The sequence below is a fragment of the Curtobacterium sp. AB7 genome (genome assembly GCF_044909335.1).
Taxonomy (GTDB): Bacteria; Actinomycetota; Actinomycetes; order Actinomycetales; family Microbacteriaceae; genus Curtobacterium.
The window spans coordinates 20,548-46,869 of record NZ_JBIYED010000006.1 but is presented as its reverse complement, the minus strand read 5'-3'; the positions used below and the strand labels follow the sequence as shown (position 1 = coordinate 46,869).

Genomic DNA, 26,322 nt, shown 5'->3' with positions numbered 1-26,322 from the left:
AGCCGGACTGGAGTGTGACTCGACGGCGGTCGGTAAGCTCGGTTCGTGACTCCCACTACGGAAACCGGCTCCCTGTTCCTCCAGCCCGACCGCAACCTGGCCCTCGAGCTCGTGCGTGCGACGGAGGCCGCCGCGATCCGTGCGCAGCCGTGGGTCGGGCGCGGCGAGAAGAACCTCGCCGACGGTGCCGCGGTCGACGCGATGCGCAAGTTCCTCGGCACGGTGAACTTCGACGGCGTCGTCGTCATCGGTGAGGGCGAGAAGGACAACGCCCCGATGCTCTACAACGGCGAGCACGTCGGCAACGGCCACGGCCCGGCCTGCGACATCGCGGTCGACCCGATCGACGGCACCTCGCTCACCGCCGCCGGTCGTCAGAACGCCATCTCCGTCATGGCCGTCTCGGACCGCGGTTCGATGTACGACCCCTCCGCCGTGTTCTACATGGACAAGATCGCCGCCGGGCCCGAAGGCCGTGGGGTCCTGGACCTCGAGAAGCCGATCGGTGACAACATCCGTGCGCTGGCGAAGGCCAAGGGCAAGGACCTCGAGGACATGGTCGTGGCCGTGCTCGACCGTCCCCGCCACGACGAGCTGATCCGCGCGATCCGTGCGACCGGTGCCGGCACGCGTCTGCTGCTCGACGGTGACGTCGCCGGTGGCATCGCCGCGGCCCTGCCCGGCTCGACGATCGACATGTGCGTCGGCGTCGGTGGCACCCCCGAGGGCATCATCACGGCGTGCGCGATCAAGGCGCTCGGTGGCGTGATCCTCGGCAAGCTCCAGCCGAAGGACGACGAGGAGCGCGAGCGCGCCATCGCTGCAGGGCACGACCTGGACAAGGTCCTCGACCAGGACGACCTGGTCACGGGCGACAACACGTTCTTCGTCGCCACCGGAGTCACCGACGGCGTGCTGGTCGACGGTGTCCGCCGCTCGCGCGGCGTCATCCACACCGACTCGCTCGTACTGCGGTCGCGGTCGAACACCATCCGCCGGATCCAGGCGGACCACCGTGCGGAGAAGTGGTTCTGATCCGCTGATTCGCTGCGCGGCGGTTCGCCCGCCGGGGCCGGGCGAGTCGCGGTTCGGACTGACTCCGCCCAACCACAAGCCGCCCGAACCGCGCAAACGCCTGGTTCGGACGGCTTTTGGTTGTGCGGCGCGCGCCGCGCGGCGCGTCGTCCGCGCGCCTCGCGCGCCTCGTGCCGCGTGCCGCGCGTGCCGCGCGCGGCCCCGCGTCAGTCGGCGTCGTGCACGTCGGACACGCCGACGAGCTCCGGCGCCGTGAGCAACCGCGGCTCGTCCTCGATCGACGCCGGGTCCGCGATCACCTTCGACTCGTCGAGCAACGACAACCGACGGGCGCTCGGCAGCACCTGCCGCTCGAGCGACCCCACGAACCGGTTGTAGTCGACGACGGAGCCTCGGATCGAACGACCGAGCTTGTCGACGTGCCCCGCCATCGTGGACAGCCGCCCGTAGAGCTCGCGCGAGACGCGGAAGAGCTCGTGCGCCTCTTGCGAGACGACGTCCTGTTGCCACGAGAAGGCCACCGTCTTCAGCACGGACCACAGGGTCACGGGTGAGGCGAGGGCGATGCGCTTGCGGAAGGCGTGGTCGAGCAGGCCTGGGTCGGCGGCGAGGGCGCTCGAGATGAGCGACTCGGACGGGATGAAGGCGACGGTGAGCTCGGGGGAGGCGTCGTACCCGGTCCAGTACTCGCGCGCGGCCAGGGCATCGACGTGCGCGCGGAGCGCCTTGACGTGCTGTCCGATGAGCGCCTCGCGGCGAGCACCTTCAGCGCCGGTGGCGGTCGCCGGGATCTCGGCGGCCTGCAGGTAGGCGCTGAACGGCACCTTGGCGTCGACGGCGATGGTCTTGCCGCCGGGCAGGTGCACGACCATGTCGGGTCGGGCGGTGCCGGCCGAGGTGGTGACCGAGGACTGCACGTCGAAGTCGACCCGTTCGAGCAAACCGGCGGCCTCGACCACGTTGCGGAGCTGCGTCTCGCCCCACACCCCGCGGGTGCTGTTCGACGACAGGGCGCTGGCCAGGGTGTCGGCCGTGGCGCGCAGGCGTTCCTCGGACTCGGCGGCCGACCGGAGCTGCGCGGACAGGGCGCCGTACTGCTCGCTGCGGGACTGCTCGAGTTCGGCGATCTTCGTGCGCATGACGTCGAGGGTCTGCGCGACGGGGCTGAGGGCGGAGAGCACCTTCGACTCGTTCTGGTTCCGGGCCGAGTCGGCGCCGTGCATGCGCTGCACGAGGTGCTCGAGCTCGGCCGAGCGCCGTTCGAGGGAGTCGACCTGTCGGCGGTACTGGGCGTCCTGCGCGTCGAGGCGTTCCTCGGCGTCGCGGCGGACCTCGTCGAGCCGCGTGCGGAGCGCTTCGGCGCTCGCGCGCGACGCGGCGGCGTCGACGCCGGCGCGCGACCGCGCGAGCGACCAGGCGACGACCGCACCGACGGCGATGCCGATCACGAGACCGATGACCAGGGCGAGGATCTGCATGTCGTGACCCTGGCAGAACCCACCGACACCGGGCCTCCCGGCCCACCGACACCGGGCCTCCCGGCCCACCGACGCGCCCACGGGCCCGGCGGGACCAGCCCGGAAACCATGTCATGACATTAGGGCAAACACGGTGTACAGTCGTGAACGTCCGCCGATGAAGCCGCACGGAAGGTCCACCACGTCGCATGACGAACCACGCTCCCCACGCCTACGACGTGATCACGATGGGACGCGTCAGCGTCGACATCTACCCGCAGCAGACCGGCCCGCTCGAAGACGTCACGACGTTCTCGAAGTCCGTCGGCGGCAGCGCGACCAACGTCGCCATCGCCGCAGCGCGCCACGGGGCCGACGCCGCGGTCATCACCCGCACCGGCAACGACCCCTTCGGCCGGTACATCGCCCGCACGCTGCCGGAGTTCGGTGTCGCGAACGCCTTCGTCGAGACGGTCGAGGGGCTGAACACCCCCGTCGCGTTCTGCGAGGTCTTCCCGCCGGACGACTTCCCGCTCTACTTCTACCGGGCCCCGAAGGCGCCGGACCTGATGATCACGGCGAAGTCCCTGCCGCTGCACGAGATCGAGCGCGCGAAGATCTTCTGGACCACGGTGACCGGCCTGAGCGAGGAACCGAGCCGGCAGGCGCACCACGTCGCGTACGAAGCACGCACAGCCGCGCAGAACAGCACGAAGACGCACACCGTGTTGGACCTGGACTACCGCTCGATGTTCTGGTCGAGTCCCGAGGCTGCGACGCGCGAGGTCGCCGTCGCCCTCGAGCACGCCACGGTCGCCGTCGGCAACCGCGAGGAGTGCGAGGTCGCCGTCGGTGAGACCGACCCGGTCCGCGCTGCCGACGCCCTGCTCGAGCGCGGCGTCGAGATCGCCATCGTCAAGCAGGGCCCCAAGGGCGTGCTGGCGAAGACCCGCGACGAGTTCGTCGAGTTCCGGCCGCACCACATCGACGTCGTCAACGGGCTCGGCTCGGGCGACGGCTTCGGCGGCGCGCTGACCCACGGCCTGCTGCAGGGCTGGGACCTCGAGCGGATCCTCGCCTTCTGCAACGCCGCCGGCGCCATCGTCGCGACCCGGTTCGAGTGCTCGACGGCGATGCCCACGAGCGACGAGATCGAGCAGTTCCTGACCGACAACCCCGCCGAGGGAACGACGCACACCGAGGAGAAGACCCATGCCTGAGATCAGCCCCGCTGACTTCCAGCGCCTCCGGGACATCCGCGCCGGACAGCCCGAACTGGTGCGGTCCGTGCTCGACGCTCGGCACAGGCGCTCCCTGCTCGCCGACGACGGCAAGCTCTTCATCGTCGCTGCCGACCACCCGGCACGCGGCGCCCTGGCGGTCCGGAACGACGAGTCCGCGATGGCCGACCGCTACGACCTGCTCGAGCGGCTCGTCACGGCGCTCGGTCGCCCCGGCGTCGACGGGGTGCTCGGCACCCCCGACATCCTCGAGGACCTGGCGCTGCTCGGCGCCCTCGACGGCAAGGTCGTCGTCGGGTCGATGAACCGCGGCGGCCTGCGCGGGGCGACGTTCGAGATGGACGACCGCTACACGGCGTACTCGGCGCACGCCATCAAGGACTCCGGACTCGACTTCGCCAAGCTCCTGGTGCGCATCGCGCTCGAGGACGCGGGCACGGCCCAGACGCTCGAGGCCACGGCCCGCGCCGTCAGCGAGGCCGCCGCGCTCCAGCTGCCGATCATGCTCGAGCCGTTCATGTCCGCATGGCAGGACGGCCGGGTCGTGAACGACCTGACCGCCGACGCCGTCATCACCTCGATGGCGATCGCCGCGGGCCTGGGGGAGTCCAGCGCCTACAGCTGGTTGAAGATCCCGGTCGTCGACGACATGGAGCGGGTGATGGCCGCGACGACGCTGCCGACGCTCCTGCTCGGTGGCGACCCGGCTTCGCGCCCGCTCGAGACCTACGCGAAGTGGGCCGACGCCCTCGCACTCCCCGGCGTGCGCGGTCTGGTCGTCGGCCGCACCCTGCTCTACCCGCCGGACGGCGACGTCGCCACCGCGGTCGACGTGGCCGCCGGTCTCGTCCACAGCCAGGAGGCCCGGGGCGGGTTCTCCACAGATGCTCACGACCCAGCCGCTCGGGTCGCGGGCGCCACCACCATGGACTCGTCCATCTCGGAAGGAAGCAACGCATGACGCTCACCGACACCACCACCACCACCACCGTCGGGCACTGGATCGGCGGGGCACGCGTCCCGTCGTCGTCGGGGCGGACGGCGCCGGTGTACGACCCGGCCCTGGGCGTCGCGACGAAGCAGGTCGCCCTGGCGAACGAGGACGAGATCCAGACCGCCATCGCGAGCGCCAAGGCCGCGTTCCCGGCGTGGAGCAACCTGTCGCTCACCAAGCGCCAGCAGATCCTCTTCTCGTTCCGCGAGATCCTGAACCGCGACAAGGGCGAGCTCGCCGAGATCATCACGAGCGAGCACGGCAAGGTCATCGACGACGCCCTGGGTGAGATCGCCCGTGGGCAGGAGGTCGTGGAACTCGCGACGAACATCCCGAGCCTGCTCAAGGGCGAGTTCAGCGACCAGGTGAGCACCGGCATCGACGTGTACTCGATCCGGCAGCCGCTCGGCGTCGTGGGCATCATCAGCCCCTTCAACTTCCCGGCGATGGTGCCGCTGTGGTTCCTGCCGATCGCGATCGCTGCGGGCAACACCGTCGTGCTGAAGCCGTCCGAGAAGGACCCGAGCGCCGCCATCTGGCTTGCCGAGAAGTTCTCCGAGGCCGGTCTGCCCGACGGCGTCTTCAACGTCCTGAACGGCGACAAGCTCTCGGTCGACGGCCTGCTCACGAGCCCTGACGTCGAGTCGATCTCGTTCGTCGGTTCCACGCCGATCGCGCAGTACGTCTACGAGACCGGCACGAAGCACGGCAAGCGCGTGCAGGCCCTGGGCGGCGCGAAGAACCACATGCTGGTGCTGCCGGATGCCGACCTCGACCTGGTCGCGGACAACGCCATCAACGCGGGCTTCGGCTCCGCCGGCGAGCGCTGCATGGCGATCTCGGTCGTCGTCGCCGTCGAGCCGGTGGCCGACGAGCTCATCCAGAAGATCAAGGACCGCGCGGCCACCCTGCGCATCGGCGACGGTCGTCGCGGATGCGACATGGGCCCGCTCGTCACGAAGCAGCACCGTGACAAGGTCGCCTCGTACATCGAGGTCGCAGAGCAGGACGGTGCGGTGGTTGTGGTGGACGGCCGCACCGTCCGACCCGACGGCGATGAGAACGGCTTCTGGCTGGGCCCGACGCTGATCGACCAGGTCCCCACCACGAGCCGCGTCTACACCGAGGAGATCTTCGGCCCGGTGCTGAGCGTCGTCCGCGTCGCCACGTACGAAGAGGGCCTCGAGCTCATCAACAGCGGTGCGTACGGCAACGGGACCGCCATCTTCACCAACGACGGCGGCGCCGCCCGTCGCTTCCAGCGCGACGTGCAGGTCGGCATGATCGGCATCAACGTCCCGATCCCCGTGCCGGTCGCGTACTTCTCGTTCGGCGGCTGGAAGAACTCGCTGTTCGGTGACCACAAGGCGTACGGCGCCGACGGCGTGAGCTTCTTCACCCGCCAGAAGGCGATCACGAGCCGCTGGCTCGACCCGTCGCACGGCGGCATCAACCTCGGCTTCCCGTCGAACAATTGAGCCGCAGCATGGCGAACGAACAGCACGAGCACGACCAGTGGTTCATCCCGAAGGGCAGCCGGCCGGAGGCCGGCTGGACCGACGTCGTCGACGGCCGCATCGCAGGATGGGCGCACACCGGGCTCCGGACCGGCACCCTGACGGACGGTGACCCGACCGGCACGCGCGAGTTGCGCCTCCCGGCCGACGCCGTGGAGCGCATCGTCGTGCCGCTCGCCGGGTCGTTCCACGTGACCTACGCAGGCGCCGCCGGCGACGGCGAGCAGACCCTGCAGGGGCGCGCGAGTGTCTTCGAGGGCCCCACCGACGTCCTGTACCTGGGGTCCGGCACCGCGGCGACGATCACCGGCGCAGGCCGGTTCGCGGTCGCCGAGGCGCCCACCGACACCGTCAAGCCGACCACCTACGTGGCCCGGCAGGACGTGCCGGTGGAGCTCCGCGGTGCCGGGCAGTCGAGCCGGCAGGTGCACAACTTCGGCACCCCGGCGGCCCTCGACGCGGACAAGTTCATCGTGTGCGAGGTGATCACGCCGGCCGGCAACTGGTCGTCGTACCCGCCGCACAAGCACGACACGAACGTGCCGGGCGAGGAGTCGAACCTCGAGGAGATCTACTACTACGAGTCCGCGGTCGCACGCGGACTCTCCGCTCCGGCCACTGCCGACCCCTTCGCGCTGCACCGGACGTACGCCTCGGACGATCGTCCGATCGACGAGTTCCGTCAGGTGCGCACCGGCGACGTCGCGCTGGTGCCGCACGGCTGGCACGGTCCCGCCGTCGCCGCCCCCGGCTACGACATGTACTACCTCAACGTGATGGCCGGGCCCGACCCGGAGCGCGTCTGGAACATCACCGACGACCCGGCCCACGGCTGGGTCCGCCAGGCATGGGCGAGCGAGCAGCTCGACCCGCGCCTGCCCTACGAGAAGGAGTCCGCGTGACCACCACCACGCGCGAAGTCGACGCGACGCGCCGGATGACCGTCGGCCAGGCACTCGTCGAGTTCCTGGCGAACCAGTGGACCGTCGACGGCGACGTCCGCGAACGCACCATCCCGGGGATCTTCGGCATCTTCGGGCACGGCAACGTCGCCGGCGTCGGACAGGCCATCAAGCAGCTCCACGTCGAGCAGCCCGGCCTGCTGCCGTACCACCAGGCGCGCAACGAGCAGGCGATGGTGCACGAGGCCGTCGGCTTCGCCCGCATGCACCGCCGCCGTGCGACCTTCGCGGCGACGGCGTCGGTCGGCCCGGGCGCCGCGAACATGCTCACCGCTGCCGCACTCGCGACGACGAACCGCCTGCCCGCACTGCTGCTGCCGTCGGACACGTTCGCGACGCGGACCACCGACCCGGTGCTCCAGCAGATCGAGCTGCCGCACGACACCTCGATCCAGGTGACGGACGCGTTCCGTCCGCTGTCGCGCTACTTCGACCGCGTCGAGCGCCCCGAGCAGCTGTTCTCGATCGCGCTCGCCGCGATGCGGGTGCTCACCGACCCGGCCGAGACCGGTGCCGTGACGATCGCCCTGCCGGAGGACGTGCAGGCCGAGGAGTTCGACGTCCCCGTCGCGTTCCTGCAGCCGCGCGAGTGGCACATCCGTCGGCCGCTGCCCGAGCACGGGCCGCTGGCGCGTGCGGTCGCCGCGATCCGGGGCGCGCAGCGTCCGGTGATCGTCGCGGGCGGTGGCGTGCTGTACTCCGGCGCGGAACACGAGCTCGCTGCCTTCGTCGAGGCCACCGGCATCCCGGTCGGCACCTCGCAGGCCGGCGGCGGCTCGCTCGTCTGGGACCACCCGCAGTACCTCGGTGGCATCGGTGCGACCGGCACGGCCGCCGCGAACGCGGTCGCCGCGCAGGCGGACGTCGTGATCGGGATCGGCACGCGCTACAGCGACTTCACGACCGCGTCGCGGACCGCGTTCCAGAACCCGGACGTCACGTTCGTGAACGTCAACGTGGCCGCGTTCGACGCGTACAAGCACGGTTCGCAGCTGCCGCTCATCGCGGATGCCCGGGAGGCCCTGGTCGCGCTGACCGCGTCGCTCGCGTCGTCCGGATCGTCACCTGCAGAGCCCGCGTTCGTCGTCGACGCCGCCTACGCTGCGGAGATCGCGTCGCTGAAGGCGGCGTGGGACGCAGCCGTCGACGGCGCGTTCGCGCCGTCCGGCGCGGACCTGCCCGGTCAGCCGGAGATCATCGGCGCCGTGCAGTCGGTGTCCGACCCGCGCGACGTCGTCATCCAGGCGGCCGGCTCGCTGCCCGGCGACCTGCACAAGCTCTGGCGCGTGCAGGACGCCCTCGGCTACCACGTCGAGTACGCCTTCTCGTGCATGGGTTACGAGATCGCCGGCGGCATCGGCGTCCGTCGTGGCGCCCCGGACCGCGACGCGATCGTCATGGTCGGCGACGGCAGCTACCTCATGCTGCACACCGAGCTCGTCACGGCCGTGGCCGAGGGCATCAAGATCATCGTCGTGCTCATCCAGAACCACGGGTACGCGTCGATCGGGCACCTGTCCGAGACCGTCGGGTCCGAGCGCTACGGCACGAAGTACCGCTACCTGGACGAGACGCAGTCGTTCGACAACGGCGACCCGCTGCCGGTCGACCTCGCGGCGAACGCGCGGTCGTACGGCGTCGACGTGATCGAGGTCCAGCCCGGCCCGGACAGCATCGAGGACCTGAAGGCCGCGGTGCGACAGGCGAAGGCGAACGACCACACCACCCTCGTGCACATCAACTCGGACCCGCTGGTCTACGCCCCCGAGGGCGACGGCTGGTGGGACGTGCCGGTGGCGCAGACCTCGACGCTGTCGAGCACGCAGACCGCCCGCGCCGAGTACGAGCAGCAGGTCGCCGCCCAGCGCCCGCTGCTCGGCTGAGTACCACCGTCCACCACACACACCACACGCAGAGAGCAGACGACGACGTCATGACCGACACCGCCACCGCCACCGACGCCATCCGGATCGGCACCGCCCCCGACTCGTGGGGCGTCTGGTTCCCCGACGACCCCGGCCAGGTGCCGTGGAAGCGCTTCCTCGACGAGGCGGCCGCCGCCGGGTACGAGTGGATCGAGCTCGGACCGTACGGCTACCTGCCGACCGATCCGTCGCAGCTGTCGGACGAGCTCGAGTCGCGCGGGCTGAAGCTGTCCGCCGGAACGGTGTTCACCGGGTTCCACAAGGGCGAGGACCAGTTCCAGCGCGCCTGGGACCAGGCCGTGGCGGTCGCGGGTCTGGCGGCGAAGCTCGGCGCCCAGCACCTCGTGACGATCCCGGACCTGTGGCGCTCGGACGCCACGGAAGAGGTCCTCGAGTCGCGCACCCTGACCGACGAGCAGTGGGACCGCCTCGGCAAGGGGCACGACCAGCTCGGCAAGGCGCTGCTCGAGGAGTACGGCGTCCACCAGCAGTTCCACACGCACGCGGACAGCCACGTCGGCACCTACAAGGAGACCGTGCGGTTCCTGTCGGAGACGGATCCGGCCTACACGAACCTCTGCCTCGACACCGGCCACTTCGCGTACTACGGCGGCGACAACCTCAAGCTCATCGCCGCGCACCCGGAGCGCATCGGCTACCTGCACCTCAAGCAGGTCGACACCGACCTGCTGTTCGACGTGCTGAAGAACGACGTGCCGTTCGCCACCGCCGTGTCGCAGGGGATCATGACCGAGCCGCCGCACGGTACCCCCGAGCTCGCCCCGATCATCGAGGCCGTCGCGAAGATCAACCCGGACGTCTTCGGCATCGTCGAGCAGGACATGTACGGCTGCTCGGTCGACGCCCCCGGCCCGATCGCGGAGCGCACCTTCCAGCACATCTTCGGATCCACGTCCGCCGCCCGCGTGTCCTGACCGGCCCCAGCAGCCGACCACGCAGCGTCATCTACCCCAGGAGCACCGCCATGAGCACCACTGACAACCTCCGCGTCGCCGTCGTCGGCGCGGGCGCCATGGGCAGCGACCACATCCGTCGCATCACCTCGACCATCGCCGGCGCCGACGTCGTCGCGATCGTCGACCCCGACACCGGCCGCGCGACCGCGGCCGCGGCGAAGGCGCCCGGTGCGATCACCGCAGCGTCGTTCGAGGAGGCACTCGACGCGACCTCGATCGACGCCGTCATCGTCGCGACGCCCGGCTTCCTGCACGAGCCGGTGCTGGTGCCGGCGATCGAGCGCGGTCTCGCCGTCCTGTGCGAGAAGCCGCTGACGACCTCGGCCGAGGACTCGTTGCGGATCGTCGAGCTCGAGCAGGCGACGTCCGACCGCCCGAAGATCCAGGTCGGCTTCATGCGCCGATTCGACAAGGGCTACCAGGAGCTGCGCGCGCTGCGTGAGTCCGGGGCCAACGGCGCCCTGCTCGCGCTGCACCACGCGCACCGCAACCCGACCACGCCGCCGAACTTCAGCGAGTCGATGCTCATCCACGACTCGGTGATCCACGAGATCGACATCATCCCGTTCATCACGGGCGAGGCGATCACGAGCGTCGAGGTCAAGAAGCCGCGCAAGAACTCGCTCGCGCCGGCCGACCTGCCCGAGCCGCAGTTCGTGCTGTTCACCACCGAGTCCGGCACCATGGCGATCGTCGAGATCAACGTGAACGCCCAGTTCGGCTACCAGGTCACGACCGACGCGGTGTTCGAGTCCGGGGTCGCGTACATCGGCCGCGAGACCTCGCTCAACCTCGTGTCGCAGGGCGTCTCCGGGCAGGGCGTCACCCCGTCGTTCGTCGAGCGCTTCGGTGCCGCGTACGACGAAGAGGTGCAGCGCTGGGTCGACGCGGCGCGCACCGGTGGCATCGACGGCCCGAGCGCCTGGGACGGGTACACCGCCTCGGTCGTCGCCGAGGTCGCCGTGCGAGCGCAGCAGTCCGGTGCGCTCGAGCCGATCACGTACGCCACCGCGAAGCCCGCGTTCTACGAGACGGCCTGATCGATGCCGAAGATCGCACTCGACCCCACGCCGTACCACCACGACCTGTCGCTGCTGGAGTTCCCGCAGAAGGTCGCCGACCTCGGCTACGAGTACCTGCAGCTCACCCCGCACAAGGACTTCATCCCCTTCTACCGGCACCCCACGGCCGACGACGACCTCGTCGACGCGTTCGCCGCGGCGTGCACGACGGCCGGGGTCCAGGTCGCGTCGGTCCTGCCCGTCCTGCGCTGGGCCGGCCCGGACAAGGAGGCCCGCGAGGCCGCCGTCAAGAAGTGGAAGCGGGTCATCGAGATCACGAAGCGCCTCGGCGTGGACACGATCAACACGGAGTTCTCCGGCCGCCCCGAGCGCGCCGAGGAGTCCGAGGACCAGTTCCACTGGGCGATGGAGGAGCTCCTGCCGATCATCGAGGACTCCGGCATCCGGGTGCTCATCGATCCGCACCCCGACGACTTCGTCGAGGACGGGCTCGAGGCACTCCGGGTGATCCGCGGGCTGAACTCGAAGAGCATCGGCTTCGTCTACGTCGCCTGCCACACGTTCCACTACGGCGGGAACATGGACGAGATCATCGACGCCGCAGGCGACTCGCTGCAGCTCGTGCACGTCGCCGACGCCTACGACCACCACCGATCGCACGGCCTCCGCTACATCACCAACCCGCCCGGCAACCCGGTCCGCGTGCACCAGCACCTGCCGGTCGGGCAGGCGGACGTCGACTTCGACGCCTTCTGGGCTGCTCTCGACCGGGTCGGGTTCACGGCACGCGAGGACACCGTCGCGGTGTCGAGCGTCTTCGCCGAGGACGAGAACGCCGACCAGGTCTCGCGCTTCCAGCTCGACACGATCAAGAAGGGACTCACACGATGACCGACACCCTCTCGTCACCGGCGATCACCGACGCCGACGTCCGACCCGTCACGCTGCAGGCCGCGTCGCAGACCGTGACCGCCCTGTGGAACGACTCCGCCGACCCGCGCGAACTGTCCACCGCGATCCACGAGTACGGCGCCGTCGGGGCGACCTGCAACCCGGTGATCGCGTACACCTGCATCAAGCAGGACCCGGAGACCTGGGTGCCGCGCATCCGCGAGATCGCCGCGGAGCACCCGACGGCGGGGGAGTCCTGGATCGGTTGGAAGGCCGTCGAGGAGCTCTCCGTCGCGGCGGCCGAGCAGCTGCTGCCCGCGTTCGAGGCATCAGGGGGCCGCAACGGTCGCCTGTCGATGCAGACCGACCCGCGCTTCCACCGCGACGCCGATGCCCTGGTCGAGCAGGCCGTGCGGTTCTCGCAGCTCGCCCCGAACATCATCGTGAAGATCCCCGCCACCAAGGTCGGCATCGCCGCGATCGAGGAGGCCGCCTACCGCGGGGTCTCGATCAACGCGACGGTGTCCTTCACGGTGCCGCAGGTCGTCGCCGTCGGTGAGGCCATCGAGCGTGCGCTCGACCGTCGTGCCGCCGACGGGCTGGCCGACCAGGAGTTCGGCCACGTCGTCACGCTGATGGCCGGCCGGTTCGACGACTGGCTGAAGACCGTCGTCAAGCGGGACCACGTCATGGTCGACCCCGGCATCCTCGAGTGGGCCGGCGTCGCCGCGGTGAAGAACGCCTACCGGGTGTTCCAGGAGCGTGGCTTCCGGTCGCGTGTGCTCGTCGCTGCTTTCCGCAACGCGCTGCAGTGGTCGGAGTTCCAGGGCGGGGACCTCGTCGTCTCGCCGCCGTTCCAGTGGACGAAGGACATCAACGCGAACGCGTTCCCGTTCCGTCCGGACGCCATCGACGACGAGGTGCCGACCGACGTCATCGACGCCCTGCGTGCAGCGACGCCCGAGTTCGCGCGCGGCTACGACGTCGACGGCATGACGATCGACGAGTTCGACCGGTTCGGCGCCACGGTGACGACGCTGCGCCAGTTCCTCGACGCCGACGCGCAGCTCGACGCCCTGGTGCGGGACATCATCTTCCCGCCGAACTGAGCCGAGCCACTTCGTGAGCAGACGACGTCGGGTCGCCCCAGGTGACCCGACGTCTTCTGCTCACAGCGTTTGTACTGACAAACCACGAGCGATCCCGTACGATGGTTGGCGCGCTCCAATCGGCGCCCACGAACGAAGGAGTTCCCATGGACAGCATCGGCGTCGGCCTCGTCTCGGTCGGCTGGATGGGGCGGCTGCACTCCCGCGCCTACCGCGCCCTGCCCGATCACTTCCCCGAGCTCGGCGTGCACCCCCGGCTCGTGGTCGCCGCCGACCCGATCGAGGCCGCTCGCGACCAGGCCGTCACCCGCCTGGGCTACGAGCGGGCCGTTGCCGACTACCACGAGGTCCTCGCCGACCCGGCCGTCGACGTCGTCTCGATCTGCTCGCCGAACTTCCTGCACCGCGAGATGGCGGTCGCCGCTGCCGAGGCCGGCAAGCCGTTCTGGATCGAGAAGCCGATGGGCCGCTACGCCAGCGACTCTCGGCAGATCCACGAGGCCGTCCAGCGCGCGGGTGTCATCACGAGCGTCGGGTTCAACTACCGCCACGCCCCGGCGATCGAGCGGGCACGCGAACTCGTCCGCAGCGGCCGCCTCGGCCGCATCACGAACGTCCGCGGTTCGCTGCTCGCCGACTACTCGTCCGACCCTGCGGCGCCGCTGACCTGGCGCTTCGAGCGGGAGCGTGCCGGCTCGGGCGTGCTCGGCGACCTGCTCTCGCACGGCCTCGACCTGGCGCAGTACGTCGTCGGCCGGATCGCCAGCGTGAGCGCACTCGCCGAGACGTTCATCCAGGAGCGCCCGAAGCCGGCCGCGGGCATCGTCGACCGGAGCGCCGCCGCCACCGGCGAGCTCGGCCGCGTCGAGAACGAGGACTACGCAGCCCTGCTCTTCCGCTTCGAGGACGGCGCCGTCGGCACCATGGACTCGAGCCGCGTCATGCGGGGACCGCACGCCGAGTACACGCTCGAGATCTACGGCACCAAGGGTTCGGTGCGGTGGGACTTCCAGCGGCTCAACGAGCTCGAGGTGTACCTCGACGGCCAAGAGGTCGACGGATACGCCACGCACTACGTCGCCGCGGGTGACGGTGAGTTCGCACGCTTCCAGCCCGGCGCCGGCACGGCCATGGGCTACGACGACCTGAAGACGATCGAGGCCGCCCAGTTCATCGCGAGCGTCCGCCGCGGGGAGCAGCTCGCCCCGTCCGTCGCCGACGGACTGGCCGCAGCGTCCATCGTCGAGGCGGCGGAAGCGTCCCTCGCCGACGGTGCGTGGCACGACGTCGCGCGCGTCGACGGCTCGCTCACGTACGCGGCGGCGACCCCCGTGCTCTAGACGGTCGCGGACGACGGACGGGAGGCGCGGTGCCAGCTGGCACCGCGCCTCCAGTCCGTCTGTTGCCGGGTATCGATCCATGTTAGTTTGTCAGGACAAAGTCCCGAACTGCAGGAGGCACCATGCCGCTCGTCCGTATCGACCTCGCCACCGGCCGCACGCCGCAGGCGGTGCGCGCCATCGCCGACGCGATCCACCAGGCCATCGTCGACGTGTACGGGATCCCCGTGCGCGACCGGTTCCAGGTGATCACCGAACACCCGGCGCAGCAGATCATCGCCGAGGACGCCGGCCTGGGGTTCGAGCGCACCGAGGGCGTCGTCGTGATCCAGGTCTTCACGCAGCGCGGGCGCACCGACGAGGCGAAGACGGCGCTGTACGCGGCGATCCACGACGCCCTGGCGGCGATCGGTGTCGCGTCCGAGGACGTCTTCATCGGCTACGTCGAGAACGGCCCGCAGGACTGGTCGTTCGGCTTCGGTCGCGCCCAGTACGTGACCGGCGAGCTCGGCGTGCCCGCGCCGGCCTGAGTGCCCGCGCGAGCCCGCCCGTCCCGTCCGTCCGCCCCGAGGTTCCGAAATCTCGGCATCTCGAGGCGTTCGGCGGCCATCCGTGGAACCTCGGCGTCACTCGTGCGGCAGTTCGTGGAACCTCGACGTCAGGCGGACAGCGCGAACCGCCTACTTGTCGACGAGGGTGACCTCGAACGAGTAGCGGTCGGGGCGGTAGCAGTGCACGCCGTACTCGACTGCACGGCCCGAGGCGTCGTACGCGGTGCGGCTCATGGTGAGCACGGGGTCGCCGTCCTCGATCTCGAGCAGACCGGCCTCTTCGTCGGTCACCGCGCGGGCACCGATCCGCTGCTTCGCCACCCGCATGGTCACTCCACGGCCCCGGAGCAGCTGGTAGAGCCCGTGGTCCTGCAGGTCCTGGTCGGTGATCTCGAGGAACTCCGGCGGCAGGTAGTTCTCGAGGATCGCCATCGGGACGTCCTCGGCGAACCGCACGCGGCGGATGTGCGCCACGATCGTGCCGGGCTCGATGCTCAGAGCTGCGGCGACCTCGTCCGAGGCAGGGACGTCGTTGCGCTCGAGGAGCTTCGTGGCCGGTGCCTGTGACCCCTGCGCCAGATCGTCGTACAGGCTCGTGAGCTCGACCTTGCGGGTCACCGGGCCGTGCACGACCTGTGTGCCGATGCCGCGGCGGCGGACGAGCAGTCCCTTGTCGACGAGGTCCTGGATCGCCCGGCGGATCGTCGGGCGGGACAGCCCGAGGCGCTCGCCGAGCGCGATCTCGTTCTCGAGACGGGCGCCGGGAGGCATCACACCGGAGCGGATCGACTCCTCGATGCGCGAGGCCACCTGGAAGTAGAGGGGCATGGGACCCGACCGGTCCAGGTCCATGAACAGGTCGGACGGCAGCTGGCCTTCGTTGGTCATCGCGGTCCTTCGGGGAATTGCGGGTTCGGCAGCGATGCCGAGGGATTGTCGTGACAATACCACCGGGTGCTCTGCTCCCCGGTGTGCCACTCCCGTCAGCGCTCGACCGCAGCCTTCAGCTTGGCGAGGCCCTTCTCGAAGTCGCCGCCGAGGAACTCGTCCATGTTGACGAACACCCCCATCACGCGCGACATGAGGTTCTACGGGCTCGTCATCGACCAGACGATCCGCGTGCCGCCTGTTCGCTCGAGCTCGTCGAGCCGGAACGCGACCGCGCTCGACGATGAGCGTCGTGCCGCGGTCGCCCGCGCCACAGGGACTTCCGACTCAGTCGGCGAAGACCATCGGGCGGTTCGACAGCCGCGGCTGCGGCGTCGAGGTCTTGGGCTTCTCGGCACGGGCCCGGACCGGAGCGATCGTCACGCGGGTCGCCGCGCCCAGGGCCTCGACCGTGTCGGTGCCGTGGTGGCCCGCAGCGTGGATGACGATCGCGGCACACGCCTCGGCATCGGCGGCGGCGTCGTGGTGCTGGAAGCCCTCGAACCCGGCGGCCATGGCAGCGACCGGCAGTCGGTAGGAGTCGAGCGTGTAGGTCTTGCGGGCGACCGCCAGCGAGCACATCGAGTGGTGCTCGGCGAGGTCGATGCCGGTGGCCGAACACCCACCGGCGATGACGCCCATGTCGAACCGGGCGTTGTGCGCGACCAGGACGTCACCCTCGGCGAAGGCCACGAGGTCGGGGTACTGCTGCTCCCACGTCTTCGCTCGCACGACGTCCTCGGCGACGATCCCGTGGATCCGGGTGTTCCACTCGAGGAACGCGTCGTGTCCGAACGGTGGGCGGATGAACCACGACGCCCGGTCGACGACCCGGCCCGCGCGGACCTTGACCAGTCCGACGGAGCACGCACTGGCGGGCGAGCTGTTCGCGGTCTCGAAGTCGATCGCGGTGAAGTTCAACGGCACGGTTCCGATCGTCGCACGGGGCGCTGACATCGCCGGAAGCCGCCTCGGCGTTGCGGCCGGACGCTCAGCGGCGTCGTGCCGAGCGGGAGCCGCTGCGCCGGCGTCGTGCCGTCGCGCGCCACGTCGCCGTCCGGCGGGCTCGTTCGCGCTTCCAGTACGGCGCGAGCAGCGTGCCCACCATCTCGAAGGCCACCGCGACGCCGTCCAGTCGCCAGCGCAGCGGCAGGCTCTCCACGTGTTCGGTGAATCCGGCGGTCAGGTCGCCCGTGATGACCGGGAAGCCGGAGTTCCGGGGGAGCGGGATCCCGCGGAAGCGGTCCTCCTCGGCGTAGTCGATCGTGTCGTCCTCGGGGTCGTAGACGACCAGGACGTCCGCCTCGAGCTCGGCCATCGCGTCGTGCAGCTGCTCGAGCTCAGCGCGGGAGGCCTGCTCGAGGGCGGCGAGCGTCTCCGGGGCGAAGCGCTGCCGCAGCCCCGGCGCTCCCATGCCCACAGAGTGCACACCGCGCTCGTCGCGTTCGAACCACATCGACGTCCTCCTGTCCTGTCGTCCGAACCGGGCGACGGGGACCACGCTGCCACGACCGGCTTGCGCTGGTTCTGACGGACGGACTGGAGGCCCGGGTCGGTTCCGGCGGGCCGCCGCCGGTAGGCTGTTCTTCCGTGGCTCTCACCATCGGAATCGTCGGTCTCCCGAACGTCGGCAAGTCGACCCTGTTCAACGCCCTGACCAAGAACCAGGTCCTCGCCGCGAACTACCCGTTCGCGACGATCGAGCCGAACGTCGGGGTGGTGAACCTGCCCGACTCGCGGCTCGACCAGCTCGCCGAGCTCTTCCACTCGGAGAAGACCGTGCCCGCGCCGGTTTCGTTCGTCGACATCGCCGGCATCGTCAAGGGTGCGAGCGAAGGTGAAGGACTCGGCAACAAGTTCCTCGCCAACATCCGCGAGGCCGACGCCATCGCGCAGGTCGTCCGCGGCTTCACCGACGACGACGTCGTGCACGTGGCGAACAAGGTGTCCCCGAAGGACGACCTCGAGGTCATCAACACCGAGCTGATCCTCGCCGACATGGAGACGATCGACAGGGCGCTTCCGCGGTACGAGAAGACCGTGAAGCTCAAGCAGGCCGAGCCGATCGTGCTCGAGACCGCTCGCGAGGCCCGTGCCGCGCTCGAGCAGGGCACCCTGCTGTCCGCGACGAAGATCGACCTCGCGCCGATCGCCGAGCTCGGACTCCTGTCCGCCAAGCCCTTCATCTTCGTGTTCAACGTCGACGAGGCGATCCTGACCGACGACGCCCGCAAGGCCGAGCTGGCCGCGCTCGTCGCCCCCGCCCAGGCAGTGTTCCTCGACGCACAGGTCGAGTCGGAGCTCATCGACCTCGACCCGTCCGACGCCGCCGAACTGCTCGAGTCGACCGGGCAGACCGAGTCCGGGCTCGACCAGCTCGCGCGCATCGGCTTCGACACCCTCGGGCTGCAGACCTACCTGACGGCCGGCCCGAAGGAAGCCCGCGCGTGGACGATCGGCAAGGGGTGGAAGGCACCCCAGGCTGCCGGCGTCATCCACACCGACTTCGAGAAGGGCTTCATCAAGGCCGAGGTCATCTCGTTCGACGACCTGGTCGAGACCGGCTCCATCGCCGAGGCCCGCGCTGCCGGCAAGGCCCGCATCGAGGGCAAGGACTACGTCATGCAGGACGGCGACGTGGTGGAGTTCCGCTTCAACAACTGAGACCCCCGGATCTGTGCGGATCTAGAGCGGATCCGCCACTTGGTGCCGCACCAGTGCCGCATTCGTGTCGGAAACCTGGCGCATGAGGCCTGCGGTTGCCGCACGAGTCCGGTCCTCCGCGTCCGGCCATAGGTGCGCGTAGGTGTTCAGCGTGACGGTGGCGGAGTGGTGCCCAAGGCGCGCTGAACGGTCACGACGTCGCAGCCAGCGGCGATCAGGCCTGACGCGAAGAAGTGGCGACAGTCGTGGAGTTTGAAGGGCTGGATGCCGGCAGCGGCAATGGTTTTCGCCCACCAGTAGTAGATGGTGTTGCCGTGCGGAGGGTTGCCCCCGGACCCGACAAAGAGCCAGCGCTCATCCCCTCGAACTCCGACTTCTGCCATGTGCCAGGAGAGGGCCGCGGTGAGCTCGTCCGGCACGTACACGTCTCGTTCGAGCCATATTTCGGCGGCGATATTCGAACCTCCCGTCCACCAGCACGCTGCACCTGACGGCGGACCTGCAACCTCCTCTCGAGGAACGCGATGTCGCCGACCTGAACCGCAGAGGCCTCTCCGAGACGGAGCCCAGCGAACGCGCACAGGCGGATGTACGTCCTGAACCAATCGTCCGCGGCATCGATTACGGACGCCAGTTCGGCAGGTGTGGGGATCCGCATTGCCCGCGCAGCGCGTCGGCGTCGGGGGAGAACGACGCCCTCTGAAGGGTCGGCTCCGAGATACTTGTCGCGCACCGCGGCACGTAGCACGCTGCGGACGTTGTTCACTCGGGTGTGGATGGTCGACGCAGCCAGGTCCGCGGTCATCGCCTTAACCCTCTGCTCGACGTGCGATCGGCGTAGCTTGTCGAGCCGAACGTTGCGGAACGAGCACTTGTCCACGGCTAGCGTCATCGCCGTCACGGTGGTCGGCTCCCACAGCTGCCGCGGTGCCCACTGCTCAAAGTAGTCCTGCAGCGTGGTAACACCGTGCTTCGGGTCGACCCAGCCGCCTGCCTTCCAGGCAATCCGCTGGTCGTCGAGCCAACGCTGCGCGTCGCCGTTCAGCCGGAACACTTTCATCTTTTCGCGACGACGATCCTCGTCGTCCCGCCACTCAAAGCGCGCTCGGTAGCTCCCATCTGCGCGCTTGTATACGTCACTCATCGCTTGTCATCCCTTCGTGCCGACCCATAACGGCTTGCCATGCGGAGAGCTGGGTACTTACGTCGTGATCGACGGTCGACGGCACGAGAAGTCCGGAACGTGACGCCCTCGGGAGCAACGAGAAGCTGACGAAGGCGCTCAATGACTTCCTGGTCGACGACAACATCTCCGTGGAAGCGATGCAGGAAGGGCTCGCCGCAATCACTGCTGCCGTCGAGGACTTCAAGGCGCGAGTGTCAGCACGCGACGAAGCAGTGAAGACTTGGGGACGCACCCTGCGCAGCCTCGGGGTGCCGGACACGGGCCTCACGGTGGACGGGCTCGACGTCGCGATCACCCGCAACGGACAGATCACCATCGGCGACCGCACCGTCAACCTGACCGGGGGAGTGGACGCGCGGATCCTCGGCGCGCTGCCCGCACGTATCGGTACCACACGGCTTTCAGCCGATTCGCTCGACGCCTTCGACCGACGCCAGAGCAGCACCCACCTCGAGGTGAAGGTCAAGAAGGCCATCGGAGGCAAGAGCGTCCGGGATGTCCTGAGCACTCGTAAGGGCTACGCAGCCAGTCAGCTCGCTCGTATGGTGCACAGCGGGCACGCCGAGGTCACGAGTGGGGGACTGCCCGAGCCGGACCTGACGGAGCAGCAGCTGATTGCCAGCCGCGACGCCGAGCAGGAGCGACAGGCGGAGATCGCAGCAACTCGCATTCCGTAGCGCTCAGCGCGACAGTCAGCCACACCAGCCAGGTGTGCAGCCCGTAGGAGTCGGGCCAACCGAAGGTAACCTCAGAACGTGCCTGAGCTTGCTTCTCCAGATGTCCACCGTGCCCTGCATTACTTAGCCGCCCTCAACCGCGCGGGCTACCACCCCAGCGCTCGGGAGCTCGATGCGTACGCGGAGCAGCCCGACCGGTCGTCACGCACCATCGGAGGTATCTCACAGACGCTGATGCAGTCGGGAAACCTGGGGAAAACTTTCAGCAATATATTCGGGAGATCCGAAACCGAGACCTACTCCGATCACTTCGTGCGACTCGCATGGGCGCTGAAGCACTCTAGTGGTCTGATAGTCACGGCTGTAGGTCGCGCGGCTCTCGATGCGTTGGACACAGAATCAAGCGCTACGGACTCAGGGTTTCTTCAAACGGTTCTTGGTGCTGGGGATCCGATCGCTTATGCGAGAGTCCTTGGTCTAATCACGGAACTCGGGCCTGTGATGATCATCGACCCCTATCTCAAGCTCGAACAACTGCCGGACTTGTTGCGGCTGCCAAACGTGACCCGCATAATGAGTTCAACCGAGAGAAAAGCCAAGGGGATGAAAGCCACTCCATTCGCCGCAGCGATGACAATGGCTCGGCACGAAGTGGACGTGCGGCTGGTCGAAGGCCAAGACCTCCACGACCGCTACTTCATACCCGACGACGGCGCGGTCCACATGATCAGCACAAGCATGAATGGTGTGGGGCTGCGGGTATCAGTAATCACCCCCCTCGACGTTCAAGCAAGCGCCGCAGTCCGATCGGCCCACGAAGCCATTTGGAGCAAGGCGACTGCGGTCAACGTAGATGATGTCAGCCAGGACGAGGACGCGATTGCGCCGGACGGGGACCAGAAGGGGGATTGAGAAACGGGGTGGGGGTGCCTCCTTTGTACGCGCACTACAAGACCGTGCGCCGGTACGAAGAGACAGGCGAGTGGCGGTACATGACAGACGGGAAGCGTCTGCCGCTTCCGGCCGACCCGCCTCCGGGCAACACTCCGGTGTAGCACGCTGCCTGCCGGCATCACCCCCGGCGCGACGTACTGAACGAGCGCCTCCCTCTCACTTCAAGGGGCCGCGCGTCTCCCCGCTTTGGGGGCCGCGGCACCAGTCTGCGAGCGCTTAGAGTCATCCTCACTATGAACCCGACCAAGCTTCTACGATCGCCCCGCGCGCTAGCCCTAGTCGTCGCGGCGGTGGGCCTCATCGTTGCCATCGCGCTCGGCATCGGATGGGCGTCATCAGCGGCTCAGGCAACCTCTGAAGTCTCCGCGCTCAAAGACCGTCTGCAGGACGCTCACCGGAAGATCTCGAACTACCAGGACAGCGAACAGGCAACCAGCGATGCTGAGGACGCTGCCGACGCTGAACAAGAGCAGTGGCAGAACAAGCAGGAGGAACTGCAGGAGAAGATCGATGCGGTCGACGAGCAGCAGAAGACTCTCAATGCTCGGCAGCAAAAGGTCGAGGCGTCCGAGATGGCCGACGGAGTGCACCTCGTAGGCACAGACACCGCACCCGGGATCTACTCTCTGACCGATTCGTCCGACTGCTACTACGTATGGAAGACCGGCGCCGGGTCGGATGCTGACATCGTGGACAACAACATCGTCAGCGGCCCTGCGACCGTCACACTGAAGGCGGGCGAGGTGTTCGAGACCAACGGCTGCGGTGCTTGGACCAAGGTCGGCTAAGTGTCCGTTCTTGATTTGAATGCAACAAAGCGGCCATTCAGTAACCGAGACCTAAGAGTGCTCTCGAACCATCTGCGAGGGGAGAGTGAACCGTCGCGCGCGGGACTCAGTTACGCGGATGTGATGCTCTGGTATAACGAGCTCGCGACATACGTGCAATCGCGGATCTCGGATCAGGACTGGCGGCCACTTCTAGGTGGCTCTCGTATAGCACTCGCCTCGCGCCCTAAGACGGTTGATACGCTACGGCAGAAGCTGGTGAGGCTAGGGTCGAACTACCACATCGGATCCTTGCAGGACGTGGCTGGTGTCCGCTTCGAATGCGCAATGACTACTGCTGACCAGGATGCTGTAGTGCAAGCTATTTCCGGACTATTCTCCGACGTTGCCGAAGTTGCAGTGGACGACCTTCGTGAAAGCCCGCATAGCGGATATAGGGCCGTGCACGTGATTCTGAACTTCCCTGCCCGGGGCAAGGTGGAGGTGCAAGTTCGCACCCACCTGCAGGGTCAGTGGGCCAACATGTTCGAGCGAGCAGCCGACGTAGTTGGGCGAGAAATTCGATACGGGGTTTTGCCGGAAGACGATACCTCAGTCGATATTGTAAAGAGTCTGATCTCAATGTCCACCATCGAGGTTGCCAATCTAGAGGTGATCCTTCACGGAACGCAGGAGTGGGAATTGATAATGGATGAGATGAAGCAATCGGCGTCGAATCTCGGACTGAATCGTGACCAGAAGTTCATGCATTCAATAGCGCAGCGCGAGGACAGACTGCATGGGTACCAGGAGCGAGCGGCACGTGCCGAGGAAGCTCTCCGTGAGCGCATCGCGGAGGTCAAGGCTATATTTGAGTCGATGCAGGTTCGCCTGCGCGGTGTTGAGGAGTAGTTCGTGTCGGGTTTTCTCATCGAGTACAACCGCCGCTCCGGCGATCGTCGCGTTACGGTCTTCCCTGGTGCAAGCGGATCCCGGGCCGCGCTGTTGCGGCGTCTGCAGCTCGACGCCGAACGCCGTGACCCCAACATCGAGTACGTCACGTTGACTGGTGAGTCGCTGGAGCAGATCGAAGAGACCCACTCGCGCTACTTCCAGGGCCGCGAGGTCGCGGACGTCGCCTAGCATGCTCACATCGGCCGCCCGTGACCTGGGCAGGTTTCGGCGACAAGCTCTCGTAGGCCGGCTAGCCCAGGTGATTTCTATCGCCCTATAGTGCGCGGCGGAGCGAGCGTCCGGAGCTTGCCAGCGGCCCCTACGTCGAGGGCGGCGGGCTGGTGCAGGGCGACGGCGGGGTGCTCCGGGGGAGCCCGCTTGTGCTCGGGCATAGGTCGAGTGTCGGTCGACCGTCCGACACTCGCGCGGCCCGCAGTAGAACTCAGCAGTCCTTGGAATAGTCTCCGATGGTGCCTACCGCTCGCCCGCTCTATGTCTTCATCGACGAGTCGGGCAACTTCGATTTCAGCGACTCCGGTACCGACCACTTCGTGATGTCAGCGGTGTGGACAGCCAATCCTGAACGTACAGGGCGCGACCTCGTGAGGCTCAGGTATGAGTTCATGACCACCGACGCGCATGACCAGGTCCCTTTCCACGCGACAAACAACAGCGCTGGCACTCGGAAGCGTGTCATCGATGTGCTCGCTGACCGCGAGGACTTCTGGGTACACACGCTCTGGGCCGACAAGCACTACGCGCACCGCTCAATCCGCGAACCGGAACGGTTCTACGGCATCTTCGGCAAAGCGCTCGGCCGGTACTTGATGACCGCCATCAGGGCCGAGTTCGAACCGATCGTTATGGTCTTCGACGCGGCTCTGTCCGCGAAGCAGCGTGGGGCTTTCCTCAAGACTGTGAAGCCGGCGCTCGCCACGATGGGGCGGCCGTACAAGATCCTCTTTAAGCCGGTCAAGGAAGACGTCAACGGCCAGATCGCGGACTACTACGCGTGGGCGAAGTTCCGTGAGCTCGAGTCCCAGGACGACAGCTGGATCAAGCGACTTCCAGCGAGAACGTCTGAGTTCAACTTGTTCCGCAACGGCTACACACGCTGGTACTGACGCAGACAAACGACCACCCCGCCTAGCCTTACGGCAGAACCCAGGGGTTCTTCTCAGCGGGGTGGAACCTTTGATCAAAGCTTAACACTCCCCACCGTCACGAGCGCCCGCCGTAGGCTGCGACACGGACGTAGGGGAACGGTGGGCGTACCGGACCGGGCGAGGGTCGTCGGCCTTCCACGAGGCACTGGTCCTCGCGGTAGGTGACAAGAGCCCGCCTCGCGTGCGCATCGAGCTGGTCGAGGACCAGTGGCAAGGAGAGCGCCGCTGGGTTTCGCCTGCGCGGCTCGAGGTGCGGTGGGAGGATCGGCGCGCCTACATCGAACTTGATCAGAAGCGGCAAGCTGTAGCCGCGTTTGATCCGTCGGTGGAGCAATGGCGGACCGCGGAGCTCGTGCTGTGGAAGTCGGTCCCGTTCGAGCTGGCGGAGTTCAATCGGGACAGTTCCGGATCGATCACTGTCCACGATGTCCCTGCCCTGGCGCAGTACCTGCGCGTGGATCGACAGGACCTCGAGTCGTCGCCCGCCTATTACGACGGGCCCGATCTCTGTGTGCCCTGGCCCACCACCGAACTGATCGGCCGCACTGCCGCCGCGCTCTACCCGGCCGACATCGTCGACTACATCGAAGAGCAGGAGTGGACGGCCCAAGAGCACGCGCTGCACGGTGACAGCTTCACGAGCATCGTCGATAGGCAGGACTACTACATTGCCCCAGACGACGCACGCAGGCGCTTCATTGAGCGAACACTGCCCGAGCTTGTCCGCCTCCGCGACTGGATCGGTGTCGAGCGAGCGGCCGAGATCGAAGGGCAGCGCATGCTGCTCGATCGACTGGGCCGGGTCACCGTAATCGCTGAACGAGCGCTCGAGGACTTGGAGCCGCGGCATAAGACGTTGGTCCTCAAGCTGCGGAAGGAACTCGCAGCAGCACTCGAGGGCTTGAACACACTTCCACGGAGCTTGCCGGGTCGATCGTCAAAGCCCCGATAGTCCGACGAGGCGTTCGATCTCCTTCGCGTGCCAGGCGATCAGCGCCCGTACGTCGGTCGGGTTCTCCGGGACCTGATTCGAGGCAAGGCACCGCTTGCAGGTCAGCTCTTCGGTCGTCTCCACCGGCCGATTCGCACACGACTTGGGGTCGCAGAACGTGGAGTACGTCTCGTCGGCTGATTCGAGTCGCCAACCGTCGATCAGCACTCCAGCGTGCACGGTGTTCGAATCCAGCTGGCGCAATCGGACCAGGCCGGGGACGGATGACGCGTCGAACGGTTGCCAGCGGCTTACTCGGCGCGCCTCTAGGCCCCAACCGACCGAGGCAGCCTGTCGCAGCCCGCTCAGTTGTTCCATGGCCACCAAGACGGACTGCCCAGCCTCCTTGTTAAACCTCGCCCGGTACTCGAGCCGCTCATCTTCAAGGTTCACGCCGAACACCCTGACAGGCAGCGGCTCCATCCGCCAGCCTTTCGCCGTGCCGCATCGGTGCCGCAAACGGCCCTGAACTCGCCATCTCCCGCCTGCAGACGGCGAACCGTCGATGCCCGTTATTCCGCGTATCTCTGCACTAGCGTCACCTCACGTGAGCTGGGGCACCCGTTCCGCTTCAACAACTGATCGCGCCGTGGGTGCGCCAGGATGAGCGCATGACGAACCCACAGGCAGGTTGGTACGACGACGGCTCCGGCGCCATGCGGTGGTGGGACGGTTCCGCGTGGACGGAGCAGGTGCAGCCGAAGGCACCGGGCGCGGCTGGCATCGGCGGAGTGATCGACCGTATCCAAGCGGAAGCCGCGGCGGGCGGGCAGCCTCGGCCGGCGCAGAACGGCATGAGCTACGTGGTCCTGCAGGTGGTACTGCGAGAGAAGTTCTTCGGGACGGGATCCGGCAACCTCACTGAACTCGAGAAGGCGATCAACGCACAGGCGGCGCTCGGATACCGGCTCCACACGATCACCACCGCCTCGTCGGGCAGCACGGGGTTCGGTGGGGGAGACCGGGTGCAGGCCACCATGGTGTTCGAACGGATCAACTGATCCGCTGAGCTCGG

At 68.0% G+C, this 26,322-nt stretch carries 27 protein-coding genes; 21 read left to right on the top strand and 6 right to left on the bottom strand.

Annotated elements, in window-relative coordinates; all coding sequences use genetic code 11:
- The first annotated feature begins 45 nt into the window (after window positions 1-45).
- Window positions 46-1,035, top strand: coding sequence for a class II fructose-bisphosphatase (glpX, locus tag ABH929_RS13380; RefSeq protein ID WP_017886722.1), 990 nt, complete (start codon window positions 46-48; stop codon window positions 1,033-1,035).
- Between the two features lie 206 nt (window positions 1,036-1,241).
- On the opposite strand, the gene ABH929_RS13375 is transcribed toward glpX, so the two are convergent.
- On the bottom strand, window positions 1,242-2,513 hold the full coding sequence (locus ABH929_RS13375; protein ID WP_214546860.1) for a DNA recombination protein RmuC: 1,272 nt from the start codon (window positions 2,511-2,513) through the stop codon (window positions 1,242-1,244).
- Window positions 2,514-2,701: 188 nt separating this feature from the next.
- Between ABH929_RS13375 and iolC the strand changes: the two genes are divergently transcribed.
- The 11 genes from iolC (at window position 2,702) to ABH929_RS13320 (ending at window position 15,000) form a co-directional block, all read left to right on the top strand.
- Entirely contained in the window at window positions 2,702-3,712 is a 1,011-nt protein-coding gene (gene iolC / locus ABH929_RS13370; protein ID WP_404561585.1) for a 5-dehydro-2-deoxygluconokinase, read from the top strand.
- Window positions 3,705-4,694 (top strand): class I fructose-bisphosphate aldolase, encoded by a 990-nt coding sequence (locus ABH929_RS13365; RefSeq protein WP_404561584.1) that lies wholly within the window; start codon window positions 3,705-3,707, stop codon window positions 4,692-4,694. Before iolC ends, ABH929_RS13365 begins: the two co-directional genes overlap by 8 nt.
- Entirely contained in the window at window positions 4,691-6,205 is a 1,515-nt protein-coding gene (locus tag ABH929_RS13360; protein ID WP_404561583.1) for a CoA-acylating methylmalonate-semialdehyde dehydrogenase, read from the top strand. Before ABH929_RS13365 ends, ABH929_RS13360 begins: the two co-directional genes overlap by 4 nt.
- Window positions 6,206-6,213: 8 nt before the next feature.
- Window positions 6,214-7,146 (top strand): 5-deoxy-glucuronate isomerase, encoded by a 933-nt coding sequence (gene iolB / locus ABH929_RS13355; protein ID WP_404561582.1) that lies wholly within the window; start codon window positions 6,214-6,216, stop codon window positions 7,144-7,146.
- 35 nt (window positions 7,147-7,181) lie between these two features.
- Complete coding sequence (iolD, locus tag ABH929_RS13350) at window positions 7,182-9,089, top strand: 3D-(3,5/4)-trihydroxycyclohexane-1,2-dione acylhydrolase (decyclizing) (RefSeq protein WP_404561671.1); 1,908 nt, start codon at window positions 7,182-7,184, stop codon at window positions 9,087-9,089.
- 50 nt (window positions 9,090-9,139) lie between these two features.
- Window positions 9,140-10,066 carry a sugar phosphate isomerase/epimerase gene (locus ABH929_RS13345; RefSeq protein WP_205464089.1) on the top strand — a complete coding sequence of 309 codons (927 nt, stop codon included), beginning with the start codon at window positions 9,140-9,142 and terminating at the stop codon, window positions 10,064-10,066.
- Between the two features lie 50 nt (window positions 10,067-10,116).
- A complete protein-coding gene (locus tag ABH929_RS13340) occupies window positions 10,117-11,148 on the top strand; it encodes a Gfo/Idh/MocA family protein (protein WP_263089462.1) in 1,032 nt (343 codons plus the stop codon).
- 3 nt (window positions 11,149-11,151) lie between these two features.
- A complete protein-coding gene (locus tag ABH929_RS13335; RefSeq protein WP_111084937.1) occupies window positions 11,152-12,021 on the top strand; it encodes a sugar phosphate isomerase/epimerase in 870 nt (289 codons plus the stop codon).
- Window positions 12,018-13,130, top strand: a complete 1,113-nt coding sequence (locus ABH929_RS13330) for a transaldolase family protein (protein WP_404561581.1) — start codon at window positions 12,018-12,020, stop codon at window positions 13,128-13,130. Before ABH929_RS13335 ends, ABH929_RS13330 begins: the two co-directional genes overlap by 4 nt.
- 146 nt (window positions 13,131-13,276) lie before the next feature.
- The gene (locus ABH929_RS13325; RefSeq protein ID WP_404561580.1) at window positions 13,277-14,470 is read left to right on the top strand and encodes a Gfo/Idh/MocA family protein; all 1,194 of its coding nucleotides are present in this window, start codon (window positions 13,277-13,279) and stop codon (window positions 14,468-14,470) included.
- A 122-nt stretch (window positions 14,471-14,592) separates the two neighbouring features.
- Window positions 14,593-15,000 carry a tautomerase family protein gene (locus ABH929_RS13320; RefSeq protein ID WP_404561579.1) on the top strand — a complete coding sequence of 136 codons (408 nt, stop codon included), beginning with the start codon at window positions 14,593-14,595 and terminating at the stop codon, window positions 14,998-15,000.
- Window positions 15,001-15,150: 150 nt separating this feature from the next.
- Here the strand turns inward: ABH929_RS13320 and ABH929_RS13315 are convergent, their stop codons facing one another.
- The 3 genes from ABH929_RS13315 to ABH929_RS13305 form a co-directional block, all read right to left on the bottom strand.
- Window positions 15,151-15,909, bottom strand: a complete 759-nt coding sequence (locus tag ABH929_RS13315; RefSeq protein WP_123294141.1) for a GntR family transcriptional regulator — start codon at window positions 15,907-15,909, stop codon at window positions 15,151-15,153.
- Between the two features lie 327 nt (window positions 15,910-16,236).
- Window positions 16,237-16,875, bottom strand: coding sequence for an exonuclease domain-containing protein (locus tag ABH929_RS13310; RefSeq protein WP_404561578.1), 639 nt, complete (start codon window positions 16,873-16,875; stop codon window positions 16,237-16,239).
- A gap of 64 nt (window positions 16,876-16,939) precedes the next feature.
- Entirely contained in the window at window positions 16,940-17,404 is a 465-nt protein-coding gene (locus ABH929_RS13305; protein WP_404561577.1) for a hypothetical protein, read from the bottom strand.
- 134 nt (window positions 17,405-17,538) lie between these two features.
- Between ABH929_RS13305 and ychF the strand changes: the two genes are divergently transcribed.
- Entirely contained in the window at window positions 17,539-18,612 is a 1,074-nt protein-coding gene (gene ychF, locus ABH929_RS13300; RefSeq protein WP_404561576.1) for a redox-regulated ATPase YchF, read from the top strand.
- Window positions 18,613-18,758: 146 nt separating this feature from the next.
- On the opposite strand, the gene ABH929_RS13295 is transcribed toward ychF, so the two are convergent.
- Window positions 18,759-18,995 carry a tyrosine-type recombinase/integrase gene (locus ABH929_RS13295; protein ID WP_404561670.1) on the bottom strand — a complete coding sequence of 79 codons (237 nt, stop codon included), beginning with the start codon at window positions 18,993-18,995 and terminating at the stop codon, window positions 18,759-18,761.
- A 931-nt stretch (window positions 18,996-19,926) separates the two neighbouring features.
- On the opposite strand from ABH929_RS13295, the gene ABH929_RS13290 reads away from it, so the two are divergent.
- The 7 genes from ABH929_RS13290 to ABH929_RS13260 all read left to right on the top strand — a co-directional run bounded on the left by ABH929_RS13290 (window position 19,927) and on the right by ABH929_RS13260 (window position 25,268).
- The gene (locus ABH929_RS13290) at window positions 19,927-20,475 is read left to right on the top strand and encodes a hypothetical protein (RefSeq protein WP_404561575.1); all 549 of its coding nucleotides are present in this window, start codon (window positions 19,927-19,929) and stop codon (window positions 20,473-20,475) included.
- Between the two features lie 78 nt (window positions 20,476-20,553).
- Window positions 20,554-21,387, top strand: a complete 834-nt coding sequence (locus ABH929_RS13285) for a hypothetical protein (RefSeq protein WP_404561574.1) — start codon at window positions 20,554-20,556, stop codon at window positions 21,385-21,387.
- 275 nt (window positions 21,388-21,662) lie between these two features.
- Complete coding sequence (locus ABH929_RS13280) at window positions 21,663-22,217, top strand: hypothetical protein (protein ID WP_404561573.1); 555 nt, start codon at window positions 21,663-21,665, stop codon at window positions 22,215-22,217.
- Window positions 22,218-22,340: 123 nt separating this feature from the next.
- Window positions 22,341-23,108, top strand: coding sequence for a RelA/SpoT domain-containing protein (locus tag ABH929_RS13275; RefSeq protein WP_404561572.1), 768 nt, complete (start codon window positions 22,341-22,343; stop codon window positions 23,106-23,108).
- A gap of 3 nt (window positions 23,109-23,111) precedes the next feature.
- Window positions 23,112-23,339 carry a hypothetical protein gene (locus ABH929_RS13270; RefSeq protein WP_404561571.1) on the top strand — a complete coding sequence of 76 codons (228 nt, stop codon included), beginning with the start codon at window positions 23,112-23,114 and terminating at the stop codon, window positions 23,337-23,339.
- A 281-nt stretch (window positions 23,340-23,620) separates the two neighbouring features.
- A complete protein-coding gene (locus ABH929_RS13265) occupies window positions 23,621-24,274 on the top strand; it encodes a DUF3800 domain-containing protein (RefSeq protein ID WP_404561570.1) in 654 nt (217 codons plus the stop codon).
- A gap of 223 nt (window positions 24,275-24,497) precedes the next feature.
- Window positions 24,498-25,268, top strand: coding sequence for a hypothetical protein (locus ABH929_RS13260; protein WP_404561569.1), 771 nt, complete (start codon window positions 24,498-24,500; stop codon window positions 25,266-25,268).
- On the opposite strand, the gene ABH929_RS13255 is transcribed toward ABH929_RS13260, so the two are convergent.
- Window positions 25,254-25,730: a hypothetical protein gene (locus ABH929_RS13255; RefSeq protein WP_404561568.1), complete on the bottom strand. Its 477-nt coding sequence runs from the start codon at window positions 25,728-25,730 to the stop codon at window positions 25,254-25,256. The two genes, ABH929_RS13260 and ABH929_RS13255, sit on opposite strands and share 15 nt — an antisense overlap.
- 188 nt (window positions 25,731-25,918) lie before the next feature.
- Here ABH929_RS13255 and ABH929_RS13250 point away from each other — a divergent pair, with 188 nt between their 5' ends.
- Complete coding sequence (locus ABH929_RS13250; RefSeq protein ID WP_205464107.1) at window positions 25,919-26,308, top strand: DUF2510 domain-containing protein; 390 nt, start codon at window positions 25,919-25,921, stop codon at window positions 26,306-26,308.
- Window positions 26,309-26,322: the final 14 nt, after the last annotated feature.